At 67.5% G+C, this 20,914-nt stretch carries 17 protein-coding genes; 10 read left to right on the plus strand and 7 right to left on the minus strand.

The genetic code is table 11. The features are described from left to right. Nucleotides 1–350 precede the first annotated feature (350 nt). From ACIQM0_RS29905 to ACIQM0_RS29915, 3 genes are all read left to right on the plus strand, one after another. A complete protein-coding gene (locus ACIQM0_RS29905) occupies nt 351–1,055 on the plus strand; it encodes a PadR family transcriptional regulator (RefSeq protein ID WP_401292503.1) in 705 nt (234 codons plus the stop codon). A gap of 61 nt (nt 1,056–1,116) precedes the next feature. Then, nucleotides 1,117–2,199: an inositol-3-phosphate synthase gene (locus ACIQM0_RS29910; RefSeq protein WP_363022851.1), complete on the plus strand. Its 1,083-nt coding sequence runs from the start codon at nt 1,117–1,119 to the stop codon at nt 2,197–2,199. 158 nt (nt 2,200–2,357) lie between these two features. Continuing rightward, nucleotides 2,358–3,626, plus strand: coding sequence for an MFS transporter (locus ACIQM0_RS29915; RefSeq protein ID WP_401292505.1), 1,269 nt, complete (start codon nt 2,358–2,360; stop codon nt 3,624–3,626). A gap of 141 nt (nt 3,627–3,767) precedes the next feature. On the opposite strand, the gene ACIQM0_RS29920 is transcribed toward ACIQM0_RS29915, so the two are convergent. Beyond that, complete coding sequence (locus ACIQM0_RS29920) at nt 3,768–5,210, minus strand: CCA tRNA nucleotidyltransferase (protein ID WP_401292509.1); 1,443 nt, start codon at nt 5,208–5,210, stop codon at nt 3,768–3,770. 183 nt (nt 5,211–5,393) lie between these two features. Here ACIQM0_RS29920 and ACIQM0_RS29925 point away from each other — a divergent pair, with 183 nt between their 5' ends. The 7 genes from ACIQM0_RS29925 to trxA all read left to right on the plus strand — a co-directional run bounded on the left by ACIQM0_RS29925 (nt 5,394) and on the right by trxA (nt 14,934). Continuing rightward, the gene (locus ACIQM0_RS29925) at nt 5,394–7,691 is read left to right on the plus strand and encodes a DUF6049 family protein (RefSeq protein ID WP_401292511.1); all 2,298 of its coding nucleotides are present in this window, start codon (nt 5,394–5,396) and stop codon (nt 7,689–7,691) included. Between the two features lie 49 nt (nt 7,692–7,740). Continuing rightward, nucleotides 7,741–9,903, plus strand: a complete 2,163-nt coding sequence (gene murJ / locus ACIQM0_RS29930) for a murein biosynthesis integral membrane protein MurJ (protein WP_401292514.1) — start codon at nt 7,741–7,743, stop codon at nt 9,901–9,903. A 128-nt stretch (nt 9,904–10,031) separates the two neighbouring features. Beyond that, entirely contained in the window at nt 10,032–11,750 is a 1,719-nt protein-coding gene (locus ACIQM0_RS29935; RefSeq protein WP_401292516.1) for a serine/threonine protein kinase, read from the plus strand. A gap of 78 nt (nt 11,751–11,828) precedes the next feature. Beyond that, nucleotides 11,829–12,533: an RNA polymerase sigma factor SigM gene (gene sigM, locus ACIQM0_RS29940; protein WP_401292518.1), complete on the plus strand. Its 705-nt coding sequence runs from the start codon at nt 11,829–11,831 to the stop codon at nt 12,531–12,533. Continuing rightward, the gene (locus ACIQM0_RS29945; RefSeq protein ID WP_401292520.1) at nt 12,530–13,462 is read left to right on the plus strand and encodes an anti-sigma factor family protein; all 933 of its coding nucleotides are present in this window, start codon (nt 12,530–12,532) and stop codon (nt 13,460–13,462) included. Before sigM ends, ACIQM0_RS29945 begins: the two co-directional genes overlap by 4 nt. A 133-nt stretch (nt 13,463–13,595) precedes the next feature. Next, nucleotides 13,596–14,558, plus strand: a complete 963-nt coding sequence (gene trxB, locus ACIQM0_RS29950; RefSeq protein WP_401292521.1) for a thioredoxin-disulfide reductase — start codon at nt 13,596–13,598, stop codon at nt 14,556–14,558. 43 nt (nt 14,559–14,601) lie between these two features. After that, nucleotides 14,602–14,934, plus strand: coding sequence for a thioredoxin (gene trxA, locus ACIQM0_RS29955; protein ID WP_123460444.1), 333 nt, complete (start codon nt 14,602–14,604; stop codon nt 14,932–14,934). 91 nt (nt 14,935–15,025) lie between these two features. Here the strand turns inward: trxA and ACIQM0_RS29960 are convergent, their stop codons facing one another. The 6 genes from ACIQM0_RS29960 to yidC form a co-directional block, all read right to left on the minus strand. Next, the gene (locus ACIQM0_RS29960) at nt 15,026–15,643 is read right to left on the minus strand and encodes a GNAT family N-acetyltransferase (protein WP_363022835.1); all 618 of its coding nucleotides are present in this window, start codon (nt 15,641–15,643) and stop codon (nt 15,026–15,028) included. A 200-nt stretch (nt 15,644–15,843) separates the two neighbouring features. Continuing rightward, nucleotides 15,844–16,935 carry a ParB/RepB/Spo0J family partition protein gene (locus tag ACIQM0_RS29965; RefSeq protein WP_401292524.1) on the minus strand — a complete coding sequence of 364 codons (1,092 nt, stop codon included), beginning with the start codon at nt 16,933–16,935 and terminating at the stop codon, nt 15,844–15,846. Further along, nucleotides 16,932–18,008 carry a ParA family protein gene (locus ACIQM0_RS29970; protein ID WP_363023126.1) on the minus strand — a complete coding sequence of 359 codons (1,077 nt, stop codon included), beginning with the start codon at nt 18,006–18,008 and terminating at the stop codon, nt 16,932–16,934. The genes ACIQM0_RS29965 and ACIQM0_RS29970 overlap by 4 nt, the downstream gene beginning before the upstream one ends. 292 nt (nt 18,009–18,300) lie before the next feature. Further along, nucleotides 18,301–19,017, minus strand: coding sequence for a 16S rRNA (guanine(527)-N(7))-methyltransferase RsmG (gene rsmG, locus ACIQM0_RS29975; protein WP_363022832.1), 717 nt, complete (start codon nt 19,015–19,017; stop codon nt 18,301–18,303). Between the two features lie 108 nt (nt 19,018–19,125). Then, the gene (locus ACIQM0_RS29980; RefSeq protein ID WP_145764517.1) at nt 19,126–19,635 is read right to left on the minus strand and encodes a R3H domain-containing nucleic acid-binding protein; all 510 of its coding nucleotides are present in this window, start codon (nt 19,633–19,635) and stop codon (nt 19,126–19,128) included. A 14-nt stretch (nt 19,636–19,649) separates the two neighbouring features. After that, nucleotides 19,650–20,912 (minus strand): membrane protein insertase YidC, encoded by a 1,263-nt coding sequence (gene yidC, locus ACIQM0_RS29985; protein WP_401292527.1) that lies wholly within the window; start codon nt 20,910–20,912, stop codon nt 19,650–19,652. Between the last annotated feature and the right edge of the window lie 2 nt (nt 20,913–20,914).

Consider the following 20,914-nt stretch of genomic DNA (forward strand, 5'->3'; position numbering starts at 1 on the left):
TCCGGTCCCCCCGAATGACGGACCATCCCTGCGACGGGCTCGTCCGCAGTGCATCCGGTCAGTCCGCGGAGACTGACGCGGTCGGGCGTCACACGGTTCCCGGTGGTCTGCATGCCGGACAGACTACGCACGGTCAAAACCCTTCTAGGACCGAACTTCACCTCAAATTACGCAAGTCGGTTCCTAAGAATTCGCGATGTGACGCCGTTCACTAAGGCCCCCCTTGCCCCGACGGAGAGTCCGATCTATCGTGCTGATGTATCGAGTCGATACATCAGCTCGGTACATCGGCTCGGCATATCAGCTCGGCACAGGGACACCGAGAGCACTCGGAGAAGGAGGAGGCGAGGTTGAGCAGACGCTCCGGCATCCTCGAGTTCGCTGTCCTCGGACTGCTCAGAGAGTCCCCGATGCACGGCTATGAGCTGCGCAAACGTCTCAACACATCACTGGGGATCTTCCGTGCCTTCAGCTACGGAACCCTCTATCCCTGCCTCAAGACGCTGGTCGCCACCGGCTGGTTGATCGAGGAGCCGGGAAACGCTCCACCAGACCTTCCGCCCGGCTCCGGCCGTGCGGTGGCCCCTTCCTCTTCTCTGGCAGGGCGCCGCGCCAAGATCGTCTATCGATTGACGGCGGAAGGTAAGGAGCACTTCGAAGAGCTGCTCTCGCACACCGGCCCCGACTCCTGGGAGGACGAGCACTTCGCTGCTCGTTTCGCCTTCTTCGGACAGACGGAGCACGAGGTGCGGATGCGGGTGCTGGAAGGCCGTCGCAGCCGACTGGAGGAGCGCCTCGAGAAGATGAGTGCCTCTCTGGCCCGCACCCGCGAGCGTCTCGACGACTACACACTTGAGCTTCAGCGACACGGCATGGAGTCCGTGGAGCGCGAAGTGCGCTGGCTGAACGAGCTCATCGAGAGCGAGCGGTCGGGACGGGATCAGCGACGATCCTCGCCCGAGGGCTCAGCTCAGCAGAACACCGCAGGAGAGCCGGACGGCCTGCCCCGGCGGGGTAACAACCCGCCGGATCCGTCCGGCGACACCGCCAAGTGAGATACCCGCAGATCCGCGGGGCCTCATCAGGAACATCCATTACACACAGGGAGCAACCGGAATGGGTTCGGTTCGCGTAGCCATCGTCGGCGTGGGCAACTGCGCCGCCTCGCTGGTCCAGGGCGTCGAGTACTACAAGGACGCCGATCCGGCCGGCAAGGTGCCCGGTCTGATGCACGTCCAGTTCGGCGAGTACCACGTACGGGACGTCGAGTTCGTCGCCGCCTTCGACGTCGACGCGAAGAAGGTCGGCCTCGACCTCTCGGACGCCATCGGCGCCAGCGAGAACAACACCATCAAGCTCTGCGACGTGCCGAACGCCGGACTCACCGTCCAGCGCGGCCACACCCACGACGGGCTCGGCAAGTACTACCGCGAGACCATCGAGGAGTCGACCGAGGCCCCGGTCGACATCGTCCAGATCCTCAAGGACCGCAAGGTCGACGTGCTGGTCTGCTACCTGCCCGTCGGCTCCGAGGTCGCTGCGAAGTTCTACGCGCAGTGCGCCATCGACGCCAAGGTCGCGTTCGTCAACGCCCTCCCGGTCTTCATCGCCGGCACCAAGGAGTGGGCGGACAAGTTCACCGAGGCCGGTGTCCCGATCGTCGGCGACGACATCAAGTCGCAGGTCGGCGCCACCATCACGCACCGCGTGATGGCGAAGCTGTTCGAGGACCGGGGCGTTGTCCTGGACCGCACGATGCAGCTGAACGTCGGCGGCAACATGGACTTCAAGAACATGCTCGAGCGTGAGCGCCTTGAGTCCAAGAAGATCTCCAAGACGCAGGCCGTCACCTCGCAGATCCGTGACCGCGACCTCGGTGCGGACAACGTCCACATCGGCCCGTCGGACTACGTGGCCTGGCTGGACGACCGCAAGTGGGCGTATGTGCGCCTCGAGGGCCGCGCCTTCGGTGACGTTCCGCTGAACCTGGAGTACAAGCTCGAGGTCTGGGACTCCCCGAACTCGGCCGGTGTCATCATCGACGCCGTCCGCGCAGCGAAGATCGCCAAGGACCGCGGCATCGGCGGCCCGATCCTCTCCGCGTCCTCGTACTTCATGAAGTCCCCGCCGGTCCAGTACTTCGACGACGAGGCCCGCGAGAACGTCGAGAAGTTCATCAGGGGCGAGGTCTCCCACTGACGCCACCTGAATAGGGTCTCCCGTCCGGTTGCGGACGGACGGCCCCAGGCGCGTCGGCGCGGCACAGCGAGGAGCGGCAACGCTCCTCGGCTCCCGCACCGTTGAGGGTCCCCGGGCAATCCGCCCGGGGACCCTCAACGTATGTGACCCTTGCTCCCATGCCCGTCGTGCGTGACCTGCGCGTTCTCCTGCGTCTCCGGAACTTCCGCCGCCTGCTGGCCGTACGGGTGCTGTCCCAGTCGGCCGACGGCGTCTATCAGGTGGCCCTCGCCACACACGTGGTCTTCTCCCCGGAGAAGCAGACGTCGGCGGGCGCCATCGCCTCCGCGATGGCCGTGCTCCTGCTGCCCTACTCGCTCATCGGGCCGTTCGCCGGAGTGCTCCTGGACCGCTGGCCCCGCCGCCAGGTCTTCCTCTACGGCAATCTGCTCCGCGCCGCGCTCGCGTGCTGCACCGCGGTCCTGATCCTCGGCTCCGCCCCCGACTGGCTCTTCTACACCTCGGCCCTGTGCGTCACCGCGGTCAACCGGTTCGTCCTGGCCGGCCTCTCCGCCGCGCTGCCGCGCGTCGTCGACCGGGACCGGCTGGTGCTGGCCAACTCCCTCTCCCCGACCGCGGGCACACTCGCCGCGACAGCAGGCGGCGGCCTCGCCTTCGCCGTACGGCTGACTCTGTCGGATTCCGATGCGGCGGTGGTGCTGCTGGGTGCGGGGCTCTACCTCGCCTCGGCGTTGGCGTCCCTGAGCCTTGCCACCGGACTGCTCGGGCCGGAGCGGAGCCATGTCCATCTCCGCCTGAGCAAGGCTCTCGCCGTGACCGCCCGTGGGCTCGGCGACGGACTGCGGCATCTGGCGGAACGCAAGCACGCCGCACAGGCACTGGCCGCCATAACGGTGATCCGCTTCTGTTACGGGGCGCTGACCGTGACGCTCCTGATGCTGTGCCGGTACGCCTGGGCCGACACGGAGTCCCATGGACTGGCACTGCTCGGGCTGGCGGTGGGCGTATCCGGTGCCGGGTTCTTCGCAGCGGCGGTGCTGTCTCCCTGGGCGGTGGCACGGCTCGGCCGGTTCCGCTGGATGACGGTGTGCACGGCGGCGGCCGCTGTCCTCGTACCGGCGCTGGGGCTGTGGTTCACCCCCGCGCCGATGCTCGTCGCCGCGTTCGTGCTCGGACTCGTCACCCAGGGGGCGAAGATCGCGACGGACACGGTGGTGCAGACCTCCGTGGACGACGCCTTCCGCGGCCGGGTCTTCTCGCTCTACGACGTGCTGTTCAACGTGGCGTTCGTGGGCGCCGCCGCGGTCTCCGCCCTGATGCTGCCTCCTGACGGGAAGTCGACCGCGGTGGTCATCGGAGTGGCTGCGCTCTACGCCTTGGTGGCCGCGGCCCTGTTCCGCCTCGCGCCGGTCAAGTCGGCGAGCTGATCCAACGGAATCGAAACCCGGCAACGAGCACACCGAGGGCGCTGTTTCACGTGAAACAGCGCCCTCGGTGTGCTCGTTGCCGGTCATGTTTCACGTGAAACATGACCGGCAGCCCTTCCGGTCCTACCGTCGTCGTGGGACTCAGCTCTGCGATTCCCACCACTTCTTGAGCTCCGCCACTGCCTCGTCGTGCTCCATCGGCCCGTTCTCCAGGCGCAGTTCCAGCAGAAACGCATACGCCTTGCCGATGACCGGTCCGGGCTCGACGCTCAGGACCTGCATGATCTCGTTGCCGTCCAGGTCCGGCCGAATCGCGTCGAGCTCCTCCTTCTCCTGCAACTCAGCGATGCGCTCCTCCAGCGCGTCGTAGGTCCGCGAGAGGGCGGCGGCCTTGCGCTTATTGCGCGTGGTGCAGTCCGAGCGGGTGAGCTTGTGCAGCCGCTCCAGCAGAGGGCCGGCGTCACGCACATAGCGGCGGACCGCCGAGTCGGTCCACTCCCCGTCTCCGTACCCGTGGAAGCGCAGATGCAGCTCCACCAGCTTCGAGACGTCCTTGACCATCTCGTTGGAGTACTTGAGTTCGGTCATTCGCTTCTTGACCATCTTGGCGCCCACCACCTCGTGGTGATGGAACGAGACCCGGCCGTCCTTCTCGAAGCGCCGGGTCCTCGGCTTGCCGATGTCGTGAAGAAGGGCGGCAAGACGCAGAACGAGGTCCGGGCCTTCCTCCTCAAGGTCGATCGCCTGCTCCAGAACGGTCAGAGAGTGCTCGTACACATCCTTGTGACGGTGATGCTCATCACTTTCCAGCCGGAGCGCAGGGAGCTCGGGGAGGACCTGCTGTGCCAGTCCGGTGTCGACGAGGAGCGCCAATCCCTTCCGGGGATGCGAGGAGAGCAGGAGCTTGTTGAGCTCCTCACGGACCCGCTCGGCGGAGACGATTTCGATCCGGCCCGCCATCTCCGTCATCGCCGCGACGACATCGGGAGCCACTTCGAAGTCGAGCTGCGCGGCGAAGCGCGCGGCGCGCAGCATCCGCAGCGGATCGTCGGAGAAGGATTCCTCGGGTGTTCCGGGGGTGCGCAGGACGCGCTCCGCCAGGTCCTCAATGCCACCGTGCGGGTCGATGAAGTCCTTCTGAGGCAGCGCGACGGCCATCGCGTTGACTGTGAAATCACGGCGGACGAGGTCGTCCTCGATGGAGTCACCGTAGGAAACTTCCGGCTTGCGCGAGGTTCGGTCGTACGCCTCGGACCGGTATGTGGTGACTTCGATCTGGTAACCGTCCTTCTGGGCGCCCACCGTGCCAAAGGCGATCCCGACCTCCCACACCGAGTCCGCCCATGGCCGGACGATCTTCAGGACGTCCTCGGGACGGGCATCGGTGGTGAAGTCCAGGTCGTTCCCGAGCCTGCCGAGAAGTGCGTCCCGAACCGAGCCGCCGACCAGGGCAAGACTGAATCCGGCATCCTGGAAGCGGCGGGCGAGATCGTCGGCGACCGGGGACACCCGGAGCAGTTCACTGACTGCGCGGTGCTGTACCTGGGTCAGGGCGCTGGAGTTGTCTTCATTGGCGTTCGGCACAACAGAAAAGGGTACGTGCCCGGACCGGTCCGGGCGTCATGGTTTCCTTCAGCCCTGCGAGACTCTGCCGATCATGTGTCGTACTCCCCAGCACTTAGCCCCCGCGCACATCGTTACCATGCGTGGACGCAGCAACGGACGACGATCGACAGCAGCTCATGACGACGAGGGACGGGTAGGCGCGTGGCCGAGGCGGCAGACTTCCAGGGGAAGAACCACTCTCCTGCCCGCCGGTGGCTGCGGCGCACAGCCGCCGTGCTCGCCGGGGCTCCGCTCGTCGCTGCCCTGCTGGCCGGGGCGACCGCCCCGGTGGCGCAGGCCGGCGTGACGGACAAGGCTCCGACGGGGTCCGGCACTGTCGCGGTAACCCTGGACACGGTGACTCCGAGCGCCCCTGTGAAGGGGGACACCCTCACGGTCTCCGGCACTCTGACCAACAAGGGCAAGGAGACCGTCACCGCGGCTCAGGTCGATCTGCGTGTGGGGCCCCGGCTCTTCAGCAGGACCTCGATCGACGCGGCCAACCAGCGCAAGGGATACCTGTCCGGCGCCGATCCGTCCCCGGTCGGCGGCAAGTACACGGTGAAGATCGCCAAGCTTCCCTCGGGGGTCAGCCACGACTTCACCCTGTCCGTGCCCGTCAGCAAGCTGGGACTGGGCGACGACGGCGTCTACCAGCTCGGCGTCACCCTGTCGGGCCGGACGCCCCACGCCCTGTACGACCAGGTGCTCGGGATCCAGCGGACCTTCCTCCCCTGGCAGAGCGAGGACCGTGACTCCAAGCCCCGGATCAGCTACGCCTGGCCCCTGATCGCAGCGGCCCACCTCACCGCGGAGACCGGCTCCGACTCCCAGCAGACCCCGGTGTTCGCCGATGACGGCCTGGCCGCCGAGATCGCGCCCGGCGGTCGCCTGGAACAGATGGTGTCGCTGGGCCGGCAGCTACCCGTGACCTGGATCATCGATCCGGATCTGCTGGCCAGTGTCGACGCGATGACGCGGGACTACCGGGTCAAGTCCGGCGACACCACGATCGCCGGTACGAATCAGAACGTGGCCAAGCAGTGGCTCACCTCGCTGGAAGCCGCGGTGTCCGAGGGCAAGGTCATCGCGCTGCCGTTCGGGGATCCCGATCTGGCATCGATCGCGCACCGTGCCAAGAACGTCTCGGGCACCCTGAGCCACCTCCAGAACGCCAGCGAGGTGGCCACGCCGACCGTGCAGACGATCCTGCACCTGAAGCCGTCGACGGACTTCGCGTGGCCGGTGGACGGCGCTGTCGACCCGTCCATCGTGGACGTCGCCACCTCGGCCGGTGCCCACAACGTGATCGCCCGCAGCGACAGCCTTCAGGAGACCGGCGGCCTGGTGTACACGCCCACCGCTGCCCGGCCGATCGGCGGCGGCACGACCGCCGTGGTCTCCGACGCCCGGCTCTCCACGGCGTTCCAGGGCGACATGACGAAGGCCGGGGACTCCACGCTCGCCGTGCAGAAGTTCCTCGCTCTCACGCTCTCTCTGGCCGAGCAGGACACGGACAAGGACCGAAGCGTCGTCGTCACACCCCAGCGGATGCCGACGGTCGCCCAGGCCCAGTCGATGGCCCGCGCCCTGCGCACCCTCGACGACGGCCGCTGGACGCAGTCCCAGGGGCTGATCCAGGCCGCGGAGGCCAAGCCCGACGCGAAGGCGACCACACAGGTCCCCCCGACGTCCCGGTACCCGAAGAAGCTGCGCAGCCAGGAGCTGCCCACCCAGGCCTTCCAGGACATCAAGTCCACCCAGGCCTCCCTCAACAACTTCCAGGTCATCCTGACGCAGCCCGAGCGGGTGGTGACCCCCTTCGGCAACGCGATCAACCGCTCCATGTCGACGTCGTGGCGGGGCAGGCCCGTGGAGGCCCAGCAGTACCGGGACTCGGTGCGCACCTACCTGCAGAGCCTCGTCAACGAGGTCCAGCTCATCTCGAAGTCGGACGTCACCCTGTCCGGCCGCAGCGCCACGATCCCGGTGACGGTGCAGAACAGACTGCTGCAGGACGTCGACCATCTGGTGCTGCGCCTGAGGTCGGAGAACGCGACGCGCCTCAAGCTGAACGACGACGGTGCCGTGGCGGAGCAGCCGATCCAGATCGCCGGCGGTCACAGTCAGTCCGTGAAGTTCGACGCCGCGGCCAACATCAACGGCCAGGTCCAGATGACCGCACAGCTCTACACCGAGGACGGGACACCGTACGGCGCGGAGATGAACTTCACCGTGAAGGTGTCGGAGCTGACGCCGACCGTGCTCCTCGTGATCGCCGGTGGGCTGCTGCTGCTGGTCCTCGCCGGCATCAGGATGTATGCACATCGCAAGCGTGCCAACGCGGGCGGCGCGGCGGGCGACGACGGCAGTGAACCCGAGCAGCCGAGTGACCCGAGGCCGGACACCGGTCCCGAAAGCACGGAGCCCTCGGGCACGGGTGAGAAAGTGGACCGTTGAGCGATGTCTGTCGTGGCCGGTCGGCCGGGGACGATGAGGTGGGGTTTCGATGAACGCGCCGTACGACGGTGATCGCGGTCAGGGTACGGGCGGAGCTGGGTCTTCCGGCGGTCCTCCGGTGCCCCCCGGACCGGAACAGGTGCCACAAGCACCCGATCCGTATCTGCAGGCTGCGTACGACTACGACCCCTACCGGGCCCAGGACCTCTCGGCACAGGATCCGGTGGGCGAGGCGCTGTACGACCGCGCCGCGCATCCGCCGCCGCCTCCTGGCACCTACCAGCAGCCCCAGCCGCTCTACCAGCAGCCGCCCGCGGCCCCGTACGCCCCCGACCCCCGGATCTGGGCACAGACCCCGCCGCCCGAGCCCGACGGTCCGTCCCGTCACCTGCCGTACGGCGACGACGCGGCGACCACCCAGTTCGTCGGCGTGGACGATCTCGTCACCCAGGCGTCGGCGGGCCGCGACGAACCCGATGCGTTCGCCCACCTCTTCAGGGACCAGGAGGGCCCGGCGAGCTCACCCGGCCCGGCCCGGCCCGAGCCGGCCCCCGCACCCGTACCGCCGAAGTCCGGCGGCGGCGGCCGGGCCTCCGGCCTGCTGAAGTCCAGCGCGGTCATGGCGGCCGGCACCCTCGTCTCACGGCTCACCGGGTTCGTACGCAGTCTGGTGATCACCGCGGCGCTCGGTGCGGCCCTCCTCGGCGACAGCTTCACCATCGCTTACACGCTGCCGACGATGATCTACATCCTCACCGTGGGCGGCGGCCTCAACTCGGTGTTCGTCCCCCAGCTCGTCCGTTCCATGAAGGACGACGAGGACGGCGGCGAGGCCTATGCGAACCGGCTGCTGACCCTCGTGATGGTCGCGCTCGGCCTGATCGTCGCCCTCGCGGTCTTCGCCGCGCCCTGGCTCATCCGGCTGATGTCGCTGCCGATCGCGAACGACCCCGCCGCCAACAACGTGGCCACGACCTTCGCCCGGTACTGCCTGCCCACCATCTTCTTCATGGGTGTGCACGTCGTGATGGGCCAGATCCTCAACGCCCGCGGGAAGTTCGGCGCGATGATGTGGACCCCGGTCCTCAACAACATCGTGATGATCTTCACCTTCGGCATGTTCATCTGGGTCTACGGCACCTCGCACGAATCCCACATGGGCGTCCAGACGATCCCGCCGGAAGGCGTCCGGCTGCTGGGCATCGGCACTCTGCTGGGCCTGATCGTCCAGTCCCTGGCCATGATCCCGTACCTGCGCGAGGCCGGATTCAGGTTCCGCCCGCGCTTCGACTGGAAGGGCCACGGACTCGGCAAGACGATCAAGCTGGCCAAGTGGACGGTCCTGTTCGTCTTCGCCAACCAGGCCGGCGTCCTCATCGTCACCCAGCTCGCGACCGCGGCCGGCAAGGAGTCGGGCAGGAACGGGGCGGGCATCCTGGCCTACTCCAACGCCCAGCTGATCTGGGGCATGCCGCAGGCGATCATCACCGTCTCGGTCATGGCCGCCCTGCTGCCCCGCATCTCCCGTGCCGCACACGACAACGACCCGGGCGCGGTCCGCGACGACATCTCGCAGGGCCTGCGCAACTCCGCCGTGGCCATCGTGCCGGTCGCGTTCACGTTCCTCGCCCTGGGTGTCCCGATGTGCACCCTGCTCTACGCCTCCAGCGGCCCCGAGGCCGCCCGCTCCATGGGATTCATCCTGATGGCCTTCGGCCTCGGACTGATCCCCTACTCGGTGCAGTACGTGGTGCTGCGCGGGTTCTACGCCTACGAGGACACCCGCACCCCCTTCTACAACACGGTCATCGTCGCCGTGGTCAACGCAGCCGCCTCGGCGATCTGCTACCTCGTTCTGCCTGCCCAGTGGGCCGTGGTCGGCATGGCGGGCTCGTACGGCCTCGCCTACGCCGTCGGCGTCGGTATCGCGTGGCGCCGGCTGCGCAACCGTCTGGGCGGCGATCTGGACGGCGCCCACGTCCTGCGCACCTACGCCCGGCTGTGCCTCGCCGCGATCCCTGGAGCAGTGATCGGCGGCGGTGTGGGGTTCGCTCTTCTCCACGCGCTCGGGGACGGCGCCTCGGGCTCGCTCGTCGCGCTGATCTGCGGTGGGATCGTGCTGCTGGGAGTCTTCGTCGTCGCGGCGAAGCGGATGAGGATCGAAGAGATCAACAGCATGGTCGGCATGATCCGGGGACGGCTCGGCCGCTGAGTGTCGCCGGCCCGCACAACCATCGCCGGTTCCCGCGTGTCGTGCATGGTGCCGGAGTATGGGCACAATTGGCGTGACTGTGCAGAGCTGGCTGACATCGCGCAACGGATGGGGAGGCAGGAACGACGGTGGCGGAACGTAGCACGGCTGCCGTTGACGTGGCCGACAACAGCGGCGACGAGCCGCTGTCCGCCAAGGCGGACAAGGCCACGACCGACGGCACGGCAGAAGCCCAGGATTCAACGGGCGCAGGCCCCCAAGAAGCGGGGGACGAGCCGACAGGCTCCGATGGCGCCGCGTCGCCCCCCGACCTGCACAGCGGGCACAAGCTTGCCGGGCGCTACCGGCTGGAGGAGTGCGTCACCCGTCTGGACGGGTTCAGCAGCTGGCGCGCTGTCGACGAGAAACTGCGCCGCGCGGTGGGCGTCCATCTCCTTCCCGCAGACCACCCACGAGCCCGCTCCGTGCTGGCCGCGGCCCGTTCCTCCGCACTGCTCGGCGACCCCCGCTTCGTGCAGGTCCTCGACGCCGTGGAGGAGAACGACCTCGTCTATGTCGTCCACGAGTGGCTTCCGGACGCCACCGAGCTCACCGCCCTGCTGGGCGCGGGCCCGATGGAGGCTCATGACGCGTACCAGCTCGTCAGCCAGATCTCCCAGGCCATGGCGGCCGCGCACCGTGAGGGACTGGCCCATCTGAGGCTCACTCCCGGAGCGGTGCTGCGCAGCTCTTCCGGTCAGTACCGCATCCGCGGCCTCGCGGTGAACGCCGCCCTGCGGGGCATCACCTCCGACAGTCCCCAGCGCGCCGACACCGAAGCCATCGGCGCCCTGCTCTACGCCTCGCTCACCCAGCGCTGGCCGTACGAGAGCGATGCCTACGGCCTCACCGGGCTCCCCAAGGGTGTCGGCCTGATCGCACCCGACCAGGTACGGGCCGGGGTCCATCGCGGTCTCTCCGAGATCGCGATGCGCGCGCTCGCCAACGACGGAGCGACGGCCTCCCGCCAGGAGCAGCCGTGCACCACCCCCGACGAGCTCGCGAGGGCCGTCGCGGCGATGCCACGCATCCGCCCGCCCGAGCCCACGTTCACCGCACCGCCCGAGTACCAGCGGACCACGTACCAGCAGGGCACCTACGGCCGCCCGGCCGGGCCCGGCATCCCGCCCACCCAGACCGTGCACGCCATACCGCCCGCCCCACTCCAGAGCCGCACGGGCAAGGCGCTCAAGTGGACCGTGTCCGCGCTGCTCATCGCCGCGCTGGGCCTCGGCAGCTGGCAGCTCGCCGAGACCCTCCTGGGCCGGAACAACAACTCGGGTGACCCCGGCACCACACAGACCACCCCGAAGAACGGTGACGAGGTCAAGCCGCCGCCTGCCGTACCTCTGCGGATCACCGATGCGGCGGAGTTCATGCCCAGCGGCTCCGGGATCAAGCAGGAGGCCGTCCCGAACGCGATCGACGGCAAGCCGGACACCGCGTGGATCACTCCGCGCTACCAGGGCTTTGCGAACTTCGGCAACCTCCCCTCCCGCAAGGACGGCAGCGGCATAGTCGTTGACCTGGGGAGCGTGAAGGACGTCTCGGGCATCGACATCAGCATGTACCGCAGCGGGCAGAAGGCCGAGGTACTGGCGGCCGACAAGGATGCCTCCGCCCCCTCGTCCCTCTCGGACTTCCCCCAGCGCCTCACCCAGCTCGGAACGGCGGGAAGCAACCTCAAGAAGACCCTGACCAAGCCGGTGCGGACCCGCTACGTCCTCATCCACATCACTGAGCTCCCTTCGGACGACACCGGCAGCGGCTACCGCGGCGGCATCTCGGAGATCTCAGTTCTCGGCTGACCGCCTCTCCCCCTCCCCCTCCCCACGCGAACCGTGATAGACAGACGGACCTTGACTCAGAAAGAGAGGGAGGGGGAGGTGGCCGCCGAGCCGTCCGAGCAACTCAGCGACTCAGACCTCCTCGCTCGCCATGTAGCCGGCGACCCCGACGCCTTCGGTGAGCTCGTCAGGCGTCATCGCGACCGGTTGTGGGCCGTGGCGCTGCGAACACTGGGCGACCGCGAAGAGGCTGCCGACGCCGTGCAGGACGCCCTGGTCTCCGCGTTCCGCGCCGCCCATACCTTCCGGGGCCAGTCCGCCGTCACCACCTGGCTGCACCGGATCACCGTCAACGCCTGTCTCGACCGGGTCCGCAAGGCATCCTCGCGGAAAACCTCGCCCGTCAACGACCCGGCGCGGCTCGACCAGCTCCTGGAGCCGCACGAGTCCGCCGAGGCGCCGGCCGAGCGGCAGGATCTGCACCGCGAACTGTTCGCGGCCCTCGCCACCCTCCCCGCCGAGCAGCGCGCGGCACTCGTCCTCGTCGATATGCAGGGGTATCCGGTGGCAGAGGCAGGTCGCATCCTCGATGTGCCGGTCGGCACAGTGAAGAGCCGCTGCGCCCGGGGACGCGCCCGGCTGGCCCCACTACTGACACACCTCCGAGCCGGGAACGGCGACAGCGATGAGCGGAGCGTGGAAAGGAACCGGACGGCGAGAACATCCGTCCCACCGGCAGCGAAACCAAGAGACGCGGGAACGAGCGATCCAGCTGGAGTGAAGGGCGGAGGTGGGCGCACATGACATCAACGACCGACACGACCCAGCACCCGGACGTCTCGGAGATCTCCGACCTCACCGAAGGCGTGCTCTCACCGTCACGCTCAGCGGACGTCCGTCGGCACGTGGACGGCTGCGAGCTCTGCTCCGACGTCCAGGCGTCGCTGGAGGAGATCCGCGATCTGCTGGGCTCCATGCCTGCCCCACAGCCCATGCCCGTCGATGTAGCGGACCGCATCGATGCCGCACTGGCTGACGAAGCCCGTGCCGTCTCCCTCGCATCCGACACGGAGACCGATGTTTCACGTGAAACCGAGCACGCCGCCACGGTGCAGGAACTCGCGGACCGCCCCGCCGGACATTCACGTGCCGCCACCGGTCCCGGCCGCCGGTCGGCACGGCGACGGCATCGCACGGCGGTGCTCTGCACCGCACTGGGCGCCGCCGCGGTCGGTGTGAGTGTCTTCCTGCTGCAGAACGTCTCCCCGTCCCAGAACTCCGCCGACCTCAGTGCCGCAGACCGCGGGGACGCCTCTAAGGCAAGCTCGCAGGCGTTCTCGCAGTCCACGCTCGAAGAGCGTGTCCACAGTCTCCTGAGCTCCCGCACGAATCCATCGAGCCCCAAAGAGTCCGCCGGCGGGGACCAGGCCCCGTCCGTCGATACGAAGTCCTCCCCGGAGACCGCGCCGCCCGGCTCCGCGTCGCCGCAGACGCCGCTCCGCGCCCCCGTCGTGCCCGTCCCTTCCTGCGTTGAGCAGGGCATCGGGCGGGACGCTGCTGCCCTCGCCATCGAGAAGGGCACCTACGAGGGCGCGGACGCCTTCCTCGTCGTCCTTCCTCACCCCACCGACACACGCCGCGTCGAGGCCTATGTCATCGACGCGGCGTGTGTCGGTGCGAATCCCCCTGCCAAGGGGAAGCTCCTGCTGACCCACGCCTACGTCCGCCCCTGAGCATCACGCCGGAGGGCGCTCCGGCACGTCGGGAATGCATCCCCCGTAGGATCCGTTGGGTGGGGTGAGAGTCGTTGAACCGACCCCAGTAGGCGTGGACAGTAGGCAGTCTGCAGAGACGAGGAAGAAACCCGTGAGCGACGTGCGTAATGTGATCATCATCGGCTCCGGCCCCGCGGGCTACACAGCCGCCCTCTACACCGCGCGCGCTTCGCTGAAGCCGCTGGTCTTCGAGGGTGCCGTCACCGCCGGTGGCGCACTGATGAACACGACCGACGTGGAGAACTTCCCCGGTTTCCAGGACGGGATCATGGGCCCGGAGCTCATGGACAATATGCGCGCCCAGGCCGAGCGCTTCGGTGCCGAGCTCGTCCCGGACGATGTGGTCTCCGTCGACCTCACCGGCGACATCAAGACCGTCACCGACACGGCGGGCACGGTCCACCGCGCCAAGGCCGTCATCGTCACCACCGGCTCCCAGCACCGCAAGCTCGGTCTGCCCAACGAGGACGCCCTCTCCGGACGCGGCGTCTCCTGGTGCGCGACCTGCGACGGGTTCTTCTTCAAGGACCAGGACATCGCCGTGGTCGGCGGCGGTGACACCGCGATGGAGGAGGCGACGTTCCTCTCCCGCTTCGCCAAGTCGGTCACCATCGTCCACCGTCGCGACTCCCTGCGCGCCTCCAAGGCCATGCAGGACCGCGCCTTCGCGGACCCGAAGATCAAGTTCGCCTGGGACAGCGAGGTCGCCGGGGTCCACGGCGAGCAGAAGCTCTCCGGTCTGACCCTGCGCAACACCAAGACCGGTGAGACCTCCGAGCTCCCCGTGACCGGCCTGTTCATCGCAGTCGGCCATGACCCGCGCACCGAGCTCTTCAAGGGACAGCTCGACCTGGACGACGAGGGCTACCTCAAGGTCGAGGCGCCCTCGACGCGCACCAACCTCACCGGTGTCTTCGGCGCCGGCGACGTCGTCGACCACACCTACCGACAGGCCATCACTGCTGCCGGCACCGGCTGCTCCGCCGCACTCGACGCCGAACGCTTCCTTGCCGCGCTCGCCGACGACGAGAAGGCCGCCGCAGCGACCGTCTGATCCAAGCCTCACCCCACACCCCCGCAATTTTAAGGAGGCCGCCGTGGCCGGCGCGCTGAAGAACGTGACTGACGACTCGTTCGACGAGGTCGTCCTGAAGAGTGACAAGCCCGTATTGGTGGACTTCTGGGCCGCCTGGTGCGGTCCGTGCCGCCAGATCGCCCCCTCCCTGGAGGCCATCGCGGCTGAGCACGGCGACCGGATCGAGATCGTCAAGCTCAACATCGACGAGAACCCGGCCACCGCTGCCAAGTACGGCGTCATGTCCATCCCGACGCTGAACGTCTACCAGGGCGGCGAGGTCGCCAAGACCATCGTTGGCGCCAAGCCGAAGGCCGCGATCCTCCGCGACCTGGATGCCTTCATCACCGAGTAAGGCAGTACCGCCGTACGATGTTTCACGTGAAACGGGCCCACCCCTCGGGGGCGGGCCCGTTTCACGTTTTACGGCAGCGCTGGATCCGGGGTCACAGCGGTCGTAGAACCGGCTCCTTCTGGACCGCACCCAGCAGCCGGTCCAGGGCCAGCTCGACATCTTCCTTCCACGAAAGCGTCGTACGCAGCTCCAGCCTCAATCGAGGGTGAGACGGATGCGTTCGTACGGTCTTGAAGCCGACTGCCAGCAGATGATCTGCGGGAAGCACACAGGCAGGCTCCTTCCAGCGGGCGTCCCCGAACGCTTCGATGGCCTTGAATCCGCGACTGAGCAGATCCTTGGCGACGGTCTGCACCATGACCCTGCCGAGACCCTGCCCCTGGTAGCCCGGCAGGATCAAGGCAGTCATCAGCTGGACGGCATCGGGGGAGACGGGGCTCGTCGGAAAGGACGCGGCCCGGGGCACATAGGCCGGCGGTGCGTAGAGAACGAAGCCGACCGGAACATCGTCGACATAGACAACGCGGCCGCAGGATCCCCACTCCAGCAGGACACCGGAGATCCAGGCCTCCTTCTCCGCCGCAGGCCTGCCTGCCTTGACCGCAGCTGCCCCGCGTACCGGATCGAGTTCCCAGAACACACAAGAACGGCAGCGTTCGGGGAGATCGGCAAGGTTGTCCAGCGTGAGCGGTGCGAGCCGACGCCCCATGAAGGCTGTTCCTCACTTCCCTAGCCCGCCGCATCGCGTGCGACGGTCGGTGCACTCCGTTCGCGGAGGTGGATCAACTGAATGTGGCCTACCAGAACGCATCGTATCCACCACGGGATCAAGCTGACACCGAGAGAAAGCAAAGGGCGGGCTGTGTTCCGTCCTTCCGGAACACAGCCCGCCCAGCGTCACTCAGAACGTCAGCTCTCGTCGTCCTCTGCGGGCTCGTCCGACGGGCTGCGGTCCAGCACACGGCCCTCGCCGGGCGCGAGACTGCCGAGGATGCGGTCCAGATCCTCCATCGAGGCGAACTCGACGACGATCTTTCCCTTCTTCTGCCCGAGATCGACCTTCACTCGGGTCTCGAAGCGGTCCGAGAGCCTGGAAGCCAGATCGGACAGTGCCGGCGACAGCCGCCCGCCCGCCCGGGGCCCCTTTGCCTTGGAGGCGCTCGTGGGCCTGGAACCCATGAGCGTCACGATCTCCTCGACCGCACGCACCGAGAGCCCCTCAGCCACGATGCGGTGCGCCAGCTTGTCCTGCTCCTCGGAATCGTCCACCGACAGCAGCGCCCGCGCATGTCCTGCCGAGAGCACCCCGGCCGCGACCCTTCGCTGCACCGGCGCCGACAGCCTCAGCAGACGCAAGGTGTTGGACACCTGCGGCCGGGACCGCCCGATGCGGTCGGCCAGCTGGTCATGCGTGCACTTGAATTCCTTGAGCAGCTGGTCATACGCTGCCGCCTCTTCCAACGGGTTGAGCTGAGCCCGGTGAAGGTTCTCCAGGAGCGCGTCCAGAAGCAGCTTCTCGTCGTCCGTCGCCCGGACGATCGACGGGATCCGCTCCAGACCCGCTTCACGGCAGGCCCTCCAGCGCCGCTCGCCCATGATGAGCTCAAAGCGCTCGGGCCCGATCTGCCGTACGACGACAGGCTGGAGAAGACCCACCTCCTTGATGGAGGTGACCAACTCGGCAAGCGCGTCCTCGTCGAATACCTCTCGGGGCTGACGAGGGTTCGGCGTGATGGAGTCGAGGAGGATCTCGGCGAAGTAAGCACCCGCCACCTCGCTCGGCTCACCGGCTCCGACCGGCTCCAAAACAGGCGCGCTCGGCTCCGGCACCACGCCGAGCGTGGTCACCTTCGCGGCCGCCACTCCACGCTCGGCTGTCATAACCGGAACCGTTCCGGAAGAGGACGCACCAGCACCGGCGGACGGCACCTGCCTCTCCTGCGGAGCGGCGGGGATCAGGGCACCGAGCCCTCGCCCCAACCCTCTACGACGCTCGCTCACTGGATCCCCTCCGAAGTGTTCTGCTGGCTGTTCCGACTGCCCGTGTGGGCTTGCTGCGCCTCGTACTGCAATCCCACCCCGCGCAGAGCGATCTCACGTGCCGCCTCAAGATACGACAGGGAACCACTGGACCCTGGGTCGTAGGTGAGTACGGTCTGCCCGTAGCTGGGCGCCTCGGAGATCCGCACCGAGCGCGGAATGCTGGTGCGCAACACCTCCTTGCCGAAGTGCGTGCGCACCTCCTCGGCGACCTGAGACGCGAGCCTGGTCCGGCCGTCGTACATGGTCAGCAGGATCGTCGACACATGGAGGTCTGGGTTGAGGTGTCCCCGCACCAGGTCGACGTTGCGCAGCAGCTGCCCGAGCCCTTCCAGCGCGTAGTACTCGCACTGGATCGGGATCAGCACCTCGGCGCCGGCCACCAGGGCGTTGACCGTGAGGAGGCCGAGTGAGGGCGGGCAGTCGATGAGGATGTAGTCCAGCGGCTGCTCGTAGGCCTGGATCGCCCGCTGGAGTCGACTCTCCCGCGCCACCAGCGACACCAGCTCGATCTCCGCACCGGCGAGATCGATGGTCGCTGGGGCGCAGAAGAGACCTTCGACGTCCGGGACGGGCTGAACCACGTCGGAGAGCGGCTTGCTCTCCACCAGGACGTCGTAGATCGAGGGGACCTCGGCATGGTGATCGATCCCCAGTGCTGTAGAGGCGTTCCCCTGCGGGTCCAGGTCGACCACCAGAACACGAGCACCGTGCAGGGCAAGCGACGCGGCAAGGTTGACCGTCGAGGTGGTCTTACCCACCCCGCCCTTCTGATTGGCCACCACCATGACGCGTGTCTGGTCAGGCCGCGGCAGCCCCTCGCCGGCGCGGCCGAGGGCCTCTACCGCCAGCTGGGCCGCGCGACCGATGGGTGTGTCGTCCATCGGTGGCGGTGTTTCACGTGAAACACCGTCCACCGCCGATTCGGATCGGGGACCGGGGACCGGATCGGTCATCGGTCCCGCGATGTTGGCGTCGGACCGCAAGGATTCACTCTCCTCGACTTCAGGCTCGCAATGAGCAGAGCCTGCCATGCTTTCGGGGTCGCGAACCAGCGAGGCCCGCTCTTCTGTGGATGAACCCACTTCTGTGGACAACTCCGTAGCCCTAACGGGCCTGCGATGGCGAGGCGCGGCAGCCGCACGACCGCGGCTGATAATTCCATGCAGCAGAGAGCGACGTTTCACGTGAAACACGATGCCCCCGCAGCGTAGCTACAGGGGCACGACACTCCGCGCGGGGTACGTACGGCTCCCCAAGCGAAGCATCACCGATACATGCACCAAACGGTGCGTAACGGTCATGCGCGCAGTGTGATCGGCTAGATCAGCGGCGGCGGCGCGTCCGGCTGACCCTCGCGGCCTTGGCTCTCTTTGCGGCGAACCTCACACCACCCGGGCTCTCGCCGACCACCACACGCACCACGGTGGACATCGGATCGACGATGCCCTCGCCCACATGCAGCACCTCGGTCTCCAGCACCCCGAGCTTGCTCAGCGCCGCCCGCGCGCCGTTGATCTCTTCCTCCGCGGTATCGCCCTTGAGCGCCAGCATCTCGCCGTACGGACGAAGCAGTGGCACTCCCCAGCCCGCCAGGCGGTCCAGCGGAGCCACCGCGCGAGCCGTCACCACATGGACCGGCTGAAGCGTCCCCAGGACCTCCTCGGCCCTGCCACGGACGACCGTCACATGATCCAGCCCCAGGAGCTCGACGACCTCCTGGAGGAAATTCGTCCGCCGCAGCAACGGCTCAAGCAGGGTGATCTTCAGATCCGGCCGTACGAGCGCCAGCGGAATCCCCGGAAGCCCGGCACCCGAGCCCACATCGCAGACCGTGACGCCGTCGGGCACGACCTCGGAGAGCACCGCACAGTTCAGCAGGTGCCTCTCCCACAGCCGCGGCACCTCGCGCGGACCGATCAGCCCTCGCTTGACCCCCGCATCGGCCAGCAGTTCCGCGTATCGGACGGCCTCAGGAAAGCACTCACCGAATACCTCCCGGGCCTCTTCGGGCGCCTGGGGAAGCTCTACTTCCTCCGTCACGGGAACCGTCCTTCCATACCGCACTAACCGCACCATGGGTGGCTGACTATCAGGCTGACAAAGATCGGCCCCGCCTGCGAACAGACGGGGCCGACAGGAGAGAGGCCGTCAGGCCGGAAGGACGACGACGAAGCGCTGCGGCTCCTCGCCCTCCGATTCGCTGCGCAGACCCGCGGCCGCGACCGCATCGTGCACAACCTTGCGCTCGAACGGCGTCATCGGATCCAGCTTCACCGGCTCACCGGAGTTCTTGACCTCGTCCGCGGCCTTGGCACCCAGCTCGGCGAGCTCCGTGCGCTTCTGCGCCCGGAACCCCGCGATGTCGAGCATCAGACGGCTGCGGTCACCGGTCTCCCGGTGCACGGCCAGCCGCGTCAGCTCCTGGAGCGCCTCCAGCACCTCACCGTCGCGGCCCACAAGCTTCTGCAGTTCACGTGCCGACTCGCTGATGATCGAGACCGCGGCCCGATCGGCCTCGACGTCCATGTCGATGTCGCCGTCGAGATCGGCGATGTCGAGCAGGCCCTCAAGGTAGTCCGCTGCGATCTCCCCTTCCTGCTCAAGGCGGGTCAGGGTGTCGCTTCCCTCAGCGGCCGTGGAGATGGTGCCTTCCGTCACGGATGGACTCCTTCTTACTTCTTGGACGGGTGCTTGGGCCGCTGCGGGCCCTTGCGCTGTCCGGACTTGGCTTGGCGTGAGGCGCCGGACGCGGGCTTGCCCGCCGGCTTGGGCTTGTCGTCCTGCGGTGCTTTCTTCTGCAGGGAGGTCGTGGGCTCCGGCTCGCCGGAGTCGCCGTCCTTGGCCCCGCCCTGCTGAGCTGCACCGGTGTGACGCTTCGCCTTGGTCTGGCGCTTGGGCTGCTGACGTCGCTGCGCGGCTCCGCCCTCGGCGTCGGCCACCGCGGTGTCGCTCTTCTCGACCGTGCCGTCCTCTTGGGCGGCGAGGCCGAGCTTGGCCAGTCCCGTGATGAACTTCCGCTCGATGTCATTGCGGTCCGGGCCCTTGGCCACGATCCGCTTGACCGTATTGCGCTTGGTCCTGCCGCGCACCTCACCGTGGGTGGTGACGCTCTTCAGCAGACGTCCCAGGTACTGGTCCTGCGCCTTGCTGCCCGGTGTCGGGTTCTGGTTGATCACGTACATCTGCTGACCCATGGTCCAGACGTTGGTGGTCAGCCAGTAGACGAGGACACCGACGGGGAAGTTGATACCCATGACGGCGAAGATCAGCGGGAAGATGTACATCAGCATCTTCTGCTGCTGCATGTACGGCGTCTTGACCGTCAGGTCCACGTTCTTCGTCATCAGCTGGCGCTGGGTGAAGAACTGCGAGGCCGACATCATCACGATCATGACCGCGGTGACGACCCGGACATCCACCAGCGAGGCGCCGAGCGCCTCGACCTTGTCCGCGCTGTCCATGAACTTGGCGGCCAGCGGAGCACCGAAGATGTGTGCCTGACGCGCGCTGTCCAGCAGCGACTGGTCGATGACACCGATCTTCTTGTTCGACGCGATGGCCGAGAGCACGTGGTACAGAGCGAAGAAGAACGGCGACTGCGCCAGGATGGGAAGGCACGAGGACAACGGGTTGGTACCCGTCTCCTTGTACAGCTTCATCATCTCTTCGGACTGACGCTGCTTGTCGCTCTTGTAGCGCTCCTGGATCGCCTTCATCTTCGGCTGGAGCACCTGCATGTTCCGCGTCGACTTGATCTGCTTGACGAACAGCGGAACGAGACAGATACGGATCAGCACCACGAGGGACACGATGGACAGACCCCAGGCCCATCCCGTGTCGGGGCCGAAGATCGCCCCGTACAACTTGTGGAACTGGACGATGACCCAGGAAACAGGCCATGTGATGAAGCTGAACAGACTGGCAATCGTGTCCACTA

The organism is Streptomyces sp. NPDC091387, from assembly GCF_044756945.1.
GTDB lineage: Bacteria > Actinomycetota > Actinomycetes > Streptomycetales > Streptomycetaceae > Streptomyces.